Below are 12,661 nucleotides of genomic sequence, written 5' to 3'. Positions count from 1 at the left end.
TCGTAATCTAACTGGCCACCTTCCGGTAAACACTCAAGGTTTGGCTGGCGCACCGCTCCCAGGTGAACGTCTTGGCCCGTTCAAATCCCCGCTGGGCCAAACTGCGAGCCATCGAGGCATCTTCGGCGATGCGTTCCATGGCATCGGCGATATCGTCGGCCGACGCGGGGTCAACGAGCAGGGCGGCATCACCAGCGACTTCAGGAATAGCGGTGGTATTGGAACTGATGACAGGGATGTTTGAGGCAAAGCCCTCGAGCACAGGAAGCCCAAAGCCTTCATAGAGTGACGGATAAACTAGCGCAGTGGCCGATTGCAGCAAGGGCCGCAGATCGGTATCCGGGACATCCTGGAGCCAGAGGCCACGACCATCGTCCCTGAGCTTGGAGAGCTCTTGACGAAGCGCTTCATCACCCCAGCCGTATTTCCCAATGACCAGCAACGGGTGTTCCTCCCGAATGGAAGGAGGAAGGCTCCGGTGTGCCTCGATGATGCGGCGCACGTTCTTTCTTGGCTGAAGCGTGCCGACAAAAACAAAGCTTCCACGTCTTGTCTCGTATTTCTGAAGAGTCTGGGTGATGTGATCGTCAGACGCGCGCTCGAAGAAGGTTTGATCTACCCCTAGCGGAATGGCCTCAATCCGTTCAGGAGGGATGCCAAAGTGTTCGGCGATGTCGTGTTTGCTGTATTCGGAAATAGTGATAATCCGCTCGCACCAACGCGCTGAGCGCTTGAACGCAAAGTTCTTCAAACCTCTCAGATGGCTGGAGGCCCACTCGGGATGGGCGATCGGAATGGCGTCCATGATGGTCCCAATCACCGGAGTCCGCCGCAACTTGGGAATATGGTGATCCGTCGCGTGGAACAAGTCGATTGAGCTCTCAAAGTTGCCGGTATTGAAAAAGGGCCGCCCGGTGACGGAAGAGAAGGCGGCCTGGACTTTGAAGTTGGACCGCAAGCAGGTATGGCGTGGTGGTAATTCCAGGCTTCCTTGCGCGCAATTGCCGAACCGCAGTCCTTGAAGATCACACCCTAATGCCTCCAAGCTGCGCCACAGGTTGCGTGTATAAACGCCTATGCCATCCAAGTGGCGCCGATTCAGGCCTTGAGCCCATGCGGTGATGCCGAAGCCAATCCGCATGCCTATGCAGCCGCCTCGTACATCTTCGCAAGGGTCGTGTTCAGCGGTGTTTGCGGCGCGCAGTGGATGAGCGTTCGCAACAAGCGGTTATCTCCGCGCAGTGTCGGAATTTCATTGGCCCGTACAAAGGCGGGGTTGACCCTCACCTCGATCTCATAGCCTGCAATCTTGCCCATCATGGCCATCACCTCGCGCAGCGAGGTTGCGTGACCCGAGCATACGTTGACTGTGATGGCTGTGGCCTCAGACTCGAGCAGGGCCGCATAGGCGGCCACCACATCGGCCACATCCGAGAAGTCACGGCTCACCTCGAGGTTCCCAAGCTCGATGACACGCTCACCCCGCTTGAAATGGCCCACGATCTTGGGAATCAGAAACCGTTCATCCTGCCCCGGCCCTGTGTAGTTGAACGGACGGGTGATGATGATGGGCAGGCGACCGAACCAGGTGCGCACCATGTGCTCCATCGCTAGTTTGCTGCAGGCGTAATGGTTCACCGGGGTGGGGCATACGGACTCATCGATGACCTCGACAGCTGGTGTGCCATAGACATTGGCAGAGCTTGCAATCAGGACCTTCTGCGGGGCAGGGTGCTGGGTTCCAAGGGCCTCGAGCAGATTCAGGGTGCCGAGCACATTGACCCGGTAGAAGCCCTCCGTATCCCCGTGGCCCACAAAGGACAAGGCCGCAAGGTGAACCACATAGTCCGCCTTGGCCGCCGCCACCGCCTCGCGCACCGCGGCGGCATCGGTCAGATCACAGGAAATCGTGACATCCGCTGGGGCAGGAGCGTTTCCGATGCCAACGACGCGATACCCGCGTTCCTTGAGCGCGGCGATCAAGTGGCGTCCGGTGAAGCCGGAGGCCCCGGTCACCAGGACGGTCATCACGTTGGGACTGCCGTTCATCAGAAGGAAAAGCCGCGCTCGTTCCGGCGCAGGTCGGCCTCCACCATCATGCGGCAAAGCTCCTCCAACGTGGTCTTCGGCTCCCAACCCAGCTCCTGCTTGGCCTTGGCCGGATTACCGATGAGAAGGTCGACCTCGGCCGGACGGTAGAACTTCGGGTTGATGGCCACGATGGTCTTGCCCGTCGCAGCGTCGATGCCGCGCTCCTGCTCGTGCGAACCTTCCCAGACGATGTCGATGTCGGCCGCCTTGCAGGCCATGTTCACAAAGTCACGCACGGTTTCGGTGCGGTTGGTGGCCAGCACATAGGTCTCCGGCCTGTCCGCCTGAAGCATGCGCCACATGCCCTCGACATACTCCTTGGCATAGCCCCAGTCGCGTTTCGCATCCAGGTTGCCCAGCTCCAGCAGGTCCAGCTTGCCGAGCTTGATCTTGGCGATGCTGTCGGTGATCTTGCGGGTCACGAACTCGCGGCCGCGCAGGGGGGACTCGTGATTAAAGAGGATGCCGCTGCTGGCGAAGATGTCGTAGCTCTCGCGATAATTCACCGTGATCCAGTGCGCATACAGCTTGGCCACGCCATACGGGCTGCGGGGATAGAAGGGGGTGCTCTCAACCTGCGGGATCGCCTGCACCTTGCCGAACATCTCGGAGGTGGAGGCCTGGTAGAAGCGAATCTTCGGGTTCACGATGCGAATCGCTTCCAAAAGGTTTAGCGGGCCAATACCGGTGATCTCCGCCGTGGTTACCGGCTGGTCGAACGACACCCCCACAAAGCTCTGGGCCGCAAGGTTGTACACCTCCGTCGCTTCACTCCTCTCAAGCAGGCGGATCGCCGCACTCATGTCGGTCAGGTCGAATTCGACCCGATGGAGATGGGGGTGTTGCTCGATCCCCAGCTCCTCGATGCGCCAGAAATTGACCGAGCTGGTGCGGCGGTACGTGCCGTAAACCGTGTAGCCCTTATCCAAGAGGAGCTGTGCCAGGTAGGCACCGTCCTGGCCGGTGATGCCGGTGATGATTGCAGTTTTTTGAGACATGGATGTGCTATGGACTGATGGCGAATCAACGCTCCCGCATGGCCATGAACATATGGCTCACGAGCGGGCGCAACAGGTACTCGAGCAGGCTGCGCTCGCCGGTCTTGATCACGACATCCACCGGCATCCCAGGATTGATGCGCTCATATTTCAGCTTGAGCATCTCCTCCTGGGGGACGCTGATCCGTGCCGCATAGTAGGGCTGGCCGGTGCTCTTGTCGGTGAGGATATCCGCCGAGACGCCCACGACCTTCCCCTCGACCACGGGGTTGAGATTGTCCAAGGCCACAAAACGCACCAGGGTGGGCAGACCTACGGCCACCTTCTCGATCAGGTGGGGCAGGATGCGTGCCTCGATGATCAGCGGATCGCCCTCGGGAACCAGATCGAGGATGGGCTCACCCGGGCGGATCACCCCGCCGATGGTATGGACGTTGAGCCCCACCACGATCCCATCCGCCGGAGAGCGGATCTCCACCCGGGACAGCTCATCATCCAAGGCGATCAGCCGCTCGCCAAGACTCGCGACCTCACGCTGCACGTCCGCGAGCTGGGTTTCTACCTCCTTGTGGAATTCCTGCTCCAGCTGAAGTTTCTTGAGGCGTAGCTCATTGAGCGAGGACTGCGCCCGGCCGATGTCGGCCATATCGCTGCTGCGGCGGGAGGAGATATCCGCGATGGCGCGCTCGAGCTCGAAGATCCGATTGCGGGGCACATAGCCCTTCTCGAACAGCGTGCGCAGCGAGTCCAGCTCATCCTGCAACAGTTTGGCCTGTTCGGCCTTGCCCTTTTCCAGCGCCTGAAGGCCTTCGATCTGCTGCTGCAGGCCGCGGATAGTGGTGTCCAGGATGGACAGCTGGCCATGGATCGCCTGACGGCGGGTCTTGAAGAGCGCCATCTGGGTCGTGAGGGCCTCGCGCACGACGGGGTCGTCCTTGTCGGCGAGGATGGGGGCATCGAACGAGGGGGCATCGGCCCCTGTCCGCTCCGCAAGCAGCCGGGCCTGGATGGCCGTGGCGCTCACCAACTGGTTGCGCGTGATCAACCGCTGCGCCTCGATCTGCGTACGATCCAGTCGAATCAGGACCTGGTCCTTGCTCACCTTGTCGCCGTCCTTGACCAGGATGTCCTGCACGATACCGCCATTGAGGTGCTGGATGGTCTTGCGCTTGCTTTCCACCACCACGGTACCGGCCGCCGTGACGCCGGCATCCAGGGGGGCGAGGGCGGCCCAGGCCATAAACCCGAGAAACCCAAGAAGAATGACAAGGAGCCCCAGGCGCATGACGGGCAAGGGGTTGGATTTGAGCACGCCCTCGCCTTGCGGGGCCGTTGAAGAAGAATGCTCAGGCTGCGAATTCATGAAATAGCCAGTCTTGAAAAAAGGATGGGAAGCGGCTTAGGCCGGCGCGTTGGGCGCGGGCTGGGGGGGCGCCAGGGCGGCCAGGACCTGATCGCGCGGCCCAAAGGCGGCCACCGTCCCCTCCTTGAGGATGAGGATGGCCTCGGTCGAGGCGAGGATACTTGGGCGATGCGTGATCAGCACGATCGTTGAACCCTGCTGTTTCATACTCAGAATGGCCTGGAGGAGGGCGCGCTCGCCCACGTCATCCAGGTTCGAGTTGGGCTCATCCAGCACGAGGAAGGCCGGATCGCCGTACAGGGCGCGGGCCAGGGCGATGCGCTGCCGTTGTCCCCCGGAGAGCATCTGCCCCCCCACCCCGATGGGGGTATCGTAGCCCTTGGGCAGGCGCAGGATCATCTCATGCACGCCCGCGAGCATGGCGGCCTTGAGCAGCTTGTCATTGTCCACCTCACCAAAGCGGGCGATGTTCTCCGCAATGGTGCCATCGAACAATTCGATGTCCTGAGGCAGGTAGCCGATGTGGGGGCCGAGCTGCTCCTTGTCCCAGTCATGAATGTCCGCGCCATCCAGGCGCACCTTGCCGGCCTGGGCCGGCCAGATGCCCACCAGCAGCCTTGCGAGGGTGGACTTGCCCGAACCGCTGGGGCCGATCAGCCCCAGGGTGTGGCCGGCGGGCAGGGCAAAGCTGACCCCCTTGAGGACCGGTGCCGGCGCCCCGGCGGGCGTGACGAACAGCCCCTCCACCTGGAGGGCCCCCTTGGGGCGGGGCAGCGCCGTCCGCGGCGGCTGTTCGGGGTGGCGCTCCAAAAGCTCGGAAAGCCGACGGTAGGCGCCCTGGGCGGAGATCCACCCCTTCCAGACGGCAATCAGTTGTTCGACCGGCGCCAGGGCCCGGCCCATCAGGATCGAACCGGCGATCATCATGCCCGCCGTCATCTCGTTCTCGATGACCAGCAGGGCCCCCAGCCCGAGGATGAGAGACTGGAGGGCGATGCGCACGAATTTCGTGGCGGCGGAAATGCCTCCCGCCCGCTCGCTGGCCTCCGTCTGCAGGGCAAGCACCTTGTGATTGAGACGGTTCCAGCGCTCGCGCACGGCGCTGAGCATGCCCATGGCCTCGACCACCTCGGCGTTGCGCAGGCTGCCCTGGGCCTGGCCGGAGGCCTGGATGGCCAGCTTGTTGGCCTCGGCCAGCCGATGGCGGGTGAGCCACTCGTTGGCCAGGGCCAGGGCGATGAGGATGACTGCACCCACCAAGGCGAGCACCCCCATCTTCCAGTGGAACAGGAAGATCACCGCAATGTAGATCGGCGCCCACGGGGCATCGAAAAAGGCGAACACTCCCGAGCCGGTGATGAACTGGCGCAGGTTGGCGAGGTCGGACAAGGGCTGTTGCGGACTCGACTTGCCATCCCGCAGCTGCTCCTCGAAGGCGGCCTCGAAGACCCGGGGGGAGAGCTGCTGATCCAGCTGGTTGCCCAAGCGGACCAGGGTCATGCTGCGCACCCACTCCAGCGCCCCCATCAGCAGGTAGAGGCCCAGGGTGATCACGGTCAGCATGATGAGCGTGCTGACGTTCATGCTGGTCAGCACCCGGTCATACACCTGCAGCATGTAGATGGAGGGTACGAGCAGCAGCACATTCACCACGGCGCTGAACATGCCAACGGCATAGAACACACGCCTGTGCTCGAGCAAGGCCTTGCGCAGGGCGTCTTTGGAATTCTTGGGGGTCATTTGTTCAGCCATTGATCCACGGTTTCAAGGTCGGTGCGGCTCAAGGCGCCGACGGCGGCCTTGAGCTTGAGGCGTTGCTGGAGGTAGTTGTAGCGCTGCTGCAACAGGTCCCGGCGGGCGGCAAAGAGCTGCTGCTGCGCATTGAGCACATCCACGCTCGTGCGATACCCCACCTCCAGGCCGATTCGCGCGGCATCCAGGGCCACCTCGCTGGACTTCACCGCCTGTTTGAGGGCACCCACGCGGGCGACGCTGTCATTCACCCCGTGGAAAGACTCCGCCGCAGCCAGTTCCGCATCCGCTATGGCCTTGCGCAGCAGTTCGGCGGCCTGATCCTGGCGGGCCAGGGTCTCACGGGTCACCGATGAGATTCGCCCACCCGCCAGCAGGGGCACAGCCAGCTGCACCCCCACCGAAGACAGGTTATCCGAGGCATAGCCCAGGTCCGTATTGCTCTGCCACTGGTTGCTCCCCACCAGCTTGAGGGTGGGCAGGTGGTTGCTACGCGCCCGCTCCACGTCGAAGCGCGCTACCTCCAAGGCCTTTTCGGCCCCCCGAACCTCCAGCGCATAGCGGCGCGCCTCATCGCGCCAGCGATCGAGGTCGTTGGGCTCCGGCAGGGGCAGGGGGGCGTCCTCGGACAGGGGGGCGATGCGCTCGAGCCACACGCCGGTCAGTTTGTAGAGGGCCTGGCGGCGCACGCGCAGCATATTCTGCGCCTCCAGCGCCTCCGCCACGGCCAGATCAAAGCGGGCCTGGGCCTCCTGGATGTCCGTCACCGTCCCCACCCCGCCGCGATGCATCTGCTCCGCCTGCTCCCGCTGGGCGGCGATGGCGGTCTTCTTCGCCTCCGCAAGGCGCAGCGAGTCCTCGGCAAAGAGCAGCTCGGTGTAAGCCTGGATGACGCGCAGGGCTAAGTCCTGAGCAGCACGCGCGAACTCGAGCTCGGCCTGGGCCACGCGCGCATCGGCCTGATCCAGGGCGAGGAAGGCCTGGCGGTCATACAGCACCTGGCTTAAGGACAGGGCCCCGAGACGGTTGGTGTAGTTCTGGGTAAAGGTCCGCGTGGATTCCAGCTCGCGGTGAGTGCGGTTGAGCCCGGCGCTGGCGCTCAGCTGAGGCAGCAGGGCGGCGCGCGCCTGGGGCACGGCCTCGCTGGCGGCCCGGCGTGCGGCCTCGGCCGCGGCCAGGGCGGGGTCATGCTGAAGGGCAAGATCATAGACCTCGTTCAGCCCCGGCGCAGCCCAACTGGCCTGCATCAAGGAGGCTGCCAAGGCGAGCAGCATGAAACGTCGGAAGATCATGGCGGCATGGTTCGGCCAGAGAAACGCGCATTGTACACATGTGCGCGTGTGTCGTGGTGGTGGCCGAGGTGCGACCGTCAGACAGGCTTCGCGTTCACAGGTTCTGCAAGGGTACCGCACAAAAACTTGCCCACTGAAGCGCGGGTGGAGTTGCCCGGCCAGTGTTCGGTAACACTGGTCAATAGAGGCTGCTTTTGAAGGGGGTTCGATGTCGCCCTCCCCACGTTACTCGTACTGTACGAGTAACACTTGTTCGGTTTAGCGTTGTCTCACCGTGCGAGACGCTTCGTGCGGAGCCTGCCCCGAACCAACGGATGGGCTGGCTGGACGTGATGCACGGGAGACCGGCTCCAACGCACCTGTGGCACCTCACCTCCCAAACTTTTCCCGACCGCTCAGATCTCAGCCTGGGTGTCTTTACAACGCTCCAGCGACCGGTAGAGCGTCGCCCGGGGCACCCCCAGCAGGGCTGGCAACTTCAGGCACGGGACGACCCCCACGCCCTTTCTGGCAGCGATAGCGTTCACCCCCCAAACTGGCCACCCGCGCACCGCACCGCGTATCCTCTGCGGCTTTTGGCTTGGACAGAGGAACTGGGATGGGGATGGTGTTCGTCCTGCTGGCCTTGGCCGTCGGGTTCGTGCTGGGCCGCTTGAGCGTGCGTCACTACCGGCGGGATCGCATTGCGTGGGCACAGAGGCGGTTGCAGCTGCAGGTGCTGTCAATCGAGCTCAAAAGCTTGCGCAGCAAGGTGGTGTCCGCCCACGGACGGCGCACGCCCCCGGCTCAGCGGCGCTTGGTGCGCAAGCGGCCGACGCTGCAGAGGTGGCAGCGGCGGCTGATTGCCCGGCTGCGCCTGTACTTCCCCTGGCTGACGCGGTTCATGCGCTTTACGCCTGGCACCTACATCCGCTGGCTGCAAGCCAAGGCGCGGCGACGGCACGCGATGAAGATTGCCGAGGGCAAGGCGCGTGGTCGGCCACCCACCCCACAGTTCATTGTCGACGCCATCGTGGCGATCAAGCGCGACCACCCACGCTACAGCGCCGGGCACATCGCACGCATGATTTCGGGTGGGGAGTTGAGATTTCGCATCAGCAAAAAGACCGTAGCGCAGATTCTCAAGGCCCACGGCTTCAAGCCCAGCCCGAAGGGCAAGCGCCCGCCGCGAGAAGAGGAACCCGGCTGGGTGGCGACGCTCTACAACCAGCACGTCATGGCCATCGATTTCAAGAGCGCGTCCGACTTGGCTGGCAACACCCTGGCCGTGTTCAACCTGATTGACCACGGACGACGCGTACTGCACTGGTCGCGCGCCACCTACCATCCCACAGCCGAATGGGTCGCCCAGCAGCTGCGCAATGCGTTCATGGATCTCGATGAGCTGCCTGAGGCCATCGTGATGGACAGAGACAGCATCTTCTTGCCCATCGTCAAGCAGACGCTACCAGCCATGGGCATCAAAACCATCCGCATTGGCTACAAGTGCCCCTGGCAAAACGCGGTGGTCGAGCGCTTTCATCGCACGCTACAGGACGAGCTGTTGCGCTACGTGCAACCCGTCAACGACCGGCACCTGAACCGGCTGCTTGCTGAATTCCGCAAGTACTACAACACCGCCCGGCCGCACATGGCCTGCGGCGTGGAGCCGCCGATCCCGCCGGATGTGACGAACAACCCAGCTGCGAACGATCCGGACTTCTTCAAAACGCCAAGAAAGCTCGTGCGCCAGAAATGGCTAGGCGGGCTGCACTCCAGCTACCGCTGGGCGGCCTGATTCCGCACTGACGTTAGAGATCGTTGCCCGGTGATCGGTGCCGACAGCCGAGGCTCGGTCACGCCTGAAATTCGGGGCTTGCAGGCCAGCGAGGGCTGGGGGCGGTCATCGTGCATATGCCGGATGCCGTTTTAGCCTTCTCGGCGGCTCGGGGCAAGGACGGCGAAGGCGGGTTTGCGGGAAGCAAACGACGGGTTTTGTGTCGTTTTGGATTTTTTCACCAGCACAATCGACACCTCCTTGGGGGAATTTTCCGTAAAGACCCTGCACCTTCGCAAGACCCTTATGGAAAAAACCCTGCCCCTCTTGCGAAGGACAGGGTTTAGGAGCTTCCACCTCAAGCACCTACCCGAGGGCGGGTGCTTGTCTCTGGGCAAGGGAAAACCGTGGTCTGTTCCCTGTTATTCGCTTACCCCCACCGCTTCTCGAGCACAGCGCACTGGTTCGCCCAAGTGACGTTGTCCCAGCCACGCCGCCGCGCCTCATCGTCAAACCAGCGGCGGATGCTCTCGGTCAGGTTTTTGGCGTCTTTGTCACCGGTTACCTGCTTGTACAAATCCAATACCGCCTCGCGCTCCAGCAACACGTGCGGCTCGTTGGGCGAGCGGTCTCTGGGGTCGGGCCATTCGTAGCGTCTTGCCATGATGTCGCTTACCTCCTTTCTGTAAAAAACCCCGTCCCTCTTTCGAAGGACAGGGTTTCAATCACTTCAAGCACCTACTGAAAAGCGGGTGCTTGTCTCCGGGGCTTAGAACGTGAAGTTCGCGGCCACCAGACCGGAGGTCACGCCGGTGAGCTGGATGGCCATGTCGGCCGAGGTCAGCGCGGCGTCGCCGTCCACATCCACATACAGCGTAGACGTGGAAGCGTCGAGGACCGTCTCACCGACGGCGCCGGTCAGCGAGGTCAGCACCGCGCCGTAGCCGTTGGCCACGCCAAGGTACGCACCCCAACCACCGGTGACGCCACTCAAATCAATGACATCGCCACCCGTGCCCACCTGGAAGTTGGTGATGACGTCCACCTTGGTACCTTGCGAGTCGGTCGCAAGCGAGTACACGTAGGTGTCCACGCCGGTGCCGCCGGTCATCGTATCCTTGCCGCCGCCGCCGGTGATGGAGTTGGTGCCGTTGCCGGCGTTGATCACATCATCACCTGCGCCACCGGTGATGGTGTCGTCGCCGCTGCCGGTGGTGATGGTGGCAACCTTGGTGTTGTCAGTGATCGAGCTGGCATCGAAGGTGGTGTCGGTGTTGCCGCCGGTCATGGTCACGCTCTTGTTCGTCGCCACGGTGGTTACGGAAACTGCACCCTTGGTCACGCCGCTGGTGTCGATGGTCTCCAAAGCGGTACTACCCGTCAGCGTCAGGGTCGCACCCGCATCGCCCGTGACATTCAAGGTCTTGGCAGCAGCAGCCGTCAGGGTCATGGTGTGGGCAAACGAACCACCAGGCGAAGCAGCCGTGTCGTCAGCATTCAGGTTGATGGTCTCAACGTTCGCGACGGTAACCGTACCCGCTACAACAGCAGCAGAACCTGTCACAACCAGGTTCAGCACATCACTGGTGCCAGTGGCAGCGTCTTTAACGTTGATAGCCGTTGCAGTGCTGGCATCAGTGAAGACAAAGGTGCCGTTGTTGGCGAAGTTGTTGAGGGTCAGTGTATTGCCAGTACCGGCCTCGCTCACGTAATTAATATTGTTGAGCTTGGACATATCAATGGTCTGGCTGGTTGCCGAGCTCAGTGCGATGCGCTCAAAGCTGGTCAACTTGGCTCCCAGAGCCGTGGCCGCAGCAGCAGCATCGGCAGCGGTCAGACCGAGGGTGTCGGTGCCATCACCACCGTCGATGGTGCCACCGGTCCCCAGGTCGCCAGAAGACAGAGTGACATTGACGGTGTCGTCGCCCGCACCCATGGCAATGGCCTTGGTGGTCGCGCCAACCGTCACCGAGTCCTTACCGGCACCGCCTGTAAAGGCAATCGAAGTACCCAAGGAGGACGTGATGGTGACCCCAGCGGTGTTGGTGCTGGTGATGCTGGTCACCGTGGCGCTGTTCGAACCCGTGTCGGTGAGAGCCAGAGAGACAGTCTTGTCGCCAGCAAAGGCGATGCTGGTGGCGGCATCGGTGGTCAGCGTGAAACCGCTGGACGCCGCACCGGAGCCGGTGACGGTCACTGTGGTAGCGCTATCGTCCCGAATGGTGCCGCCCGTCACATTGTTGACGGTCACGCCCAAGGCACGGGTACCGGCGGCGGCGGTGACGGTGACGTTACTCGAAGCATTGGCAACAGACAGGCTAGTCAGCGCGTCAGAGGCCACGGTGGAAGCGGCGGCGAAACCATCCAGAGAGACGGAGGCGAGCGTGTCGGTTGTAGCGGAATCCGTAACACCAATCGCACCAGCGCTGGTCTTAGCAGACACCGACGTGGCATTGCCCTTGGTGGTCAGGGTGACAGCACCACCCGCTTGAGCCACCGTCAAACTCTGAAGACCGCTGTAATTGGAAGCATCCAGCGTGACGGAGTTGTCGGCGTTCACGACCACGTTCTCAACGTTCTTGACCGTGGCGGCTGTTGTTGCGGTGTAAGCGCCCGCCGCAAAGATGTTCAGCGTATCGGTACCCGCGCCGCCGTCGATATTATCGAAAGAAGTGAAAGTTTCTTCGGTAGCGATGCCAGTGGAAACATTGACGGCCAGCGGAGCATTGATGGTGTCGTTACCGGAGGTGCCGGTGACGGTATCCGTACTGAGAGTGAGCGTGAAGGTCTGGCCGGAGGTGCCAACCAAGGTCTGAATCTCATTCAGCGCTTCCGTCACGCTGGCCTGCTCGGCGGTGACCCCGTCAATGACGGCGGCAGCAGCGGCTTCATTGTAGGGCAGGTTGGAGCCGCCCAAGGATGCCGGAAGCTGGGCGTTGACATAGGCTGCAGATACCGTGAGGAGGTTGTCGAAGCGGGCAACGTCCAGATCGTGCTGCGCAACTTCCGTGCCGGTGTACGGGCCGGTGACGGCATTGACGATGGCGGTGATGAAGTCCTGACGGGCGATGGCACCGCTGTTCAGCTGGTTGGTCCAGTAGGTCAGGCCTTCGGTGTCCGGGGCGCGGCCAAGGACGTTGCCGTAGACCACGGTGACGAATTCGGAGACGGTGTAATAAGAGGGGTACTTGGCTTTGGTCTCCGGCTGGTCGAAGAAGCTCTGGGCCACGGTGGTTTGGGTCCAGCCCATGTGATCGATGTTGTTCGCCCAGTAGCGGAGGCCCTCAACGTCCGGGGCGCGACCCAGGATGCTGACGTACAGCTCGGCGACGAGCTTTTCGGTGGCGGTAAAGGTGTAGCTCATTGGATTCTCCTTCCAATTAGTGACTCGGGTCGTTTACTGTGTCTG

9 protein-coding genes are annotated in these 12,661 nt (G+C 62.4%); 1 reads left to right on the top strand and 8 read right to left on the bottom strand.

Annotation, left to right across the window (positions count from 1 at the left end; all coding sequences use genetic code 11):
* Positions 1-7 precede the first annotated feature (7 nt).
* The 6 genes from V6D91_RS09145 to V6D91_RS09120 are packed head-to-tail and all read right to left on the bottom strand — an operon-like array spanning position 8 to position 7,496.
* Positions 8-1,141 (bottom strand): glycosyltransferase family 1 protein, encoded by a 1,134-nt coding sequence (locus tag V6D91_RS09145; RefSeq protein WP_347319800.1) that lies wholly within the window; start codon positions 1,139-1,141, stop codon positions 8-10.
* Positions 1,142-1,143: 2 nt separating this feature from the next.
* Positions 1,144-2,049, bottom strand: coding sequence for an NAD-dependent epimerase/dehydratase family protein (locus tag V6D91_RS09140; protein WP_347319798.1), 906 nt, complete (start codon positions 2,047-2,049; stop codon positions 1,144-1,146).
* Positions 2,049-3,089 (bottom strand): GDP-mannose 4,6-dehydratase, encoded by a 1,041-nt coding sequence (gene gmd / locus V6D91_RS09135; RefSeq protein ID WP_347319796.1) that lies wholly within the window; start codon positions 3,087-3,089, stop codon positions 2,049-2,051. The genes V6D91_RS09140 and gmd overlap by 1 nt, the downstream gene beginning before the upstream one ends.
* A gap of 25 nt (positions 3,090-3,114) precedes the next feature.
* Entirely contained in the window at positions 3,115-4,452 is a 1,338-nt protein-coding gene (locus V6D91_RS09130; protein ID WP_347319794.1) for an HlyD family type I secretion periplasmic adaptor subunit, read from the bottom strand.
* Between the two features lie 36 nt (positions 4,453-4,488).
* The gene (locus tag V6D91_RS09125; RefSeq protein WP_347319792.1) at positions 4,489-6,192 is read right to left on the bottom strand and encodes a type I secretion system permease/ATPase; all 1,704 of its coding nucleotides are present in this window, start codon (positions 6,190-6,192) and stop codon (positions 4,489-4,491) included.
* On the bottom strand, positions 6,189-7,496 hold the full coding sequence (locus tag V6D91_RS09120) for a TolC family outer membrane protein (RefSeq protein ID WP_347319790.1): 1,308 nt from the start codon (positions 7,494-7,496) through the stop codon (positions 6,189-6,191). Before V6D91_RS09120 ends, V6D91_RS09125 begins: the two co-directional genes overlap by 4 nt.
* Before the next feature lie 604 nt (positions 7,497-8,100).
* Between V6D91_RS09120 and V6D91_RS09115 the strand changes: the two genes are divergently transcribed.
* A complete protein-coding gene (locus V6D91_RS09115) occupies positions 8,101-9,273 on the top strand; it encodes an integrase core domain-containing protein (RefSeq protein WP_347319789.1) in 1,173 nt (390 codons plus the stop codon).
* 409 nt (positions 9,274-9,682) lie between these two features.
* Here the strand turns inward: V6D91_RS09115 and V6D91_RS09110 are convergent, their stop codons facing one another.
* Positions 9,683-9,916: a hypothetical protein gene (locus V6D91_RS09110; protein WP_347319787.1), complete on the bottom strand. Its 234-nt coding sequence runs from the start codon at positions 9,914-9,916 to the stop codon at positions 9,683-9,685.
* 105 nt (positions 9,917-10,021) lie between these two features.
* On the bottom strand, positions 10,022-12,616 hold the full coding sequence (locus tag V6D91_RS09105; protein ID WP_347319785.1) for a DUF4214 domain-containing protein: 2,595 nt from the start codon (positions 12,614-12,616) through the stop codon (positions 10,022-10,024).
* Positions 12,617-12,661 lie beyond the last annotated feature (45 nt).

This window comes from Thiofaba sp. EF100 (assembly GCF_039822285.1).
GTDB lineage: Bacteria > Pseudomonadota > Gammaproteobacteria > Halothiobacillales > Halothiobacillaceae > Thiofaba.
Note: the sequence above shows the minus strand (reverse complement) of the source record. Positions and strands in the feature narration are given on the sequence as shown.

Excerpts from the sequence above, each read along its gene's own strand:
- V6D91_RS09145 (WP_347319800.1), bottom strand. The coding sequence starts at position 1,141 with ATGCGGATTGGCTTCGGCATCACCGCATGGGCTCAAGGCCTGAATCGG.
- gmd (WP_347319796.1), bottom strand. The coding sequence starts at position 3,089 with ATGTCTCAAAAAACTGCAATCATCACCGGCATCACCGGCCAGGACGGT.
- V6D91_RS09110 (WP_347319787.1), bottom strand. The coding sequence starts at position 9,916 with ATGGCAAGACGCTACGAATGGCCCGACCCCAGAGACCGCTCGCCCAAC.
- V6D91_RS09125 (WP_347319792.1), bottom strand. The coding sequence starts at position 6,192 with ATGACCCCCAAGAATTCCAAAGACGCCCTGCGCAAGGCCTTGCTCGAG.
- V6D91_RS09140 (WP_347319798.1), bottom strand. The coding sequence starts at position 2,049 with ATGAACGGCAGTCCCAACGTGATGACCGTCCTGGTGACCGGGGCCTCC.
- V6D91_RS09105 (WP_347319785.1), bottom strand. The coding sequence starts at position 12,616 with ATGAGCTACACCTTTACCGCCACCGAAAAGCTCGTCGCCGAGCTGTAC.
- V6D91_RS09115 (WP_347319789.1), top strand. The coding sequence starts at position 8,101 with ATGGTGTTCGTCCTGCTGGCCTTGGCCGTCGGGTTCGTGCTGGGCCGC.
- V6D91_RS09120 (WP_347319790.1), bottom strand. The coding sequence starts at position 7,496 with ATGATCTTCCGACGTTTCATGCTGCTCGCCTTGGCAGCCTCCTTGATG.
- V6D91_RS09130 (WP_347319794.1), bottom strand. The coding sequence starts at position 4,452 with ATGAATTCGCAGCCTGAGCATTCTTCTTCAACGGCCCCGCAAGGCGAG.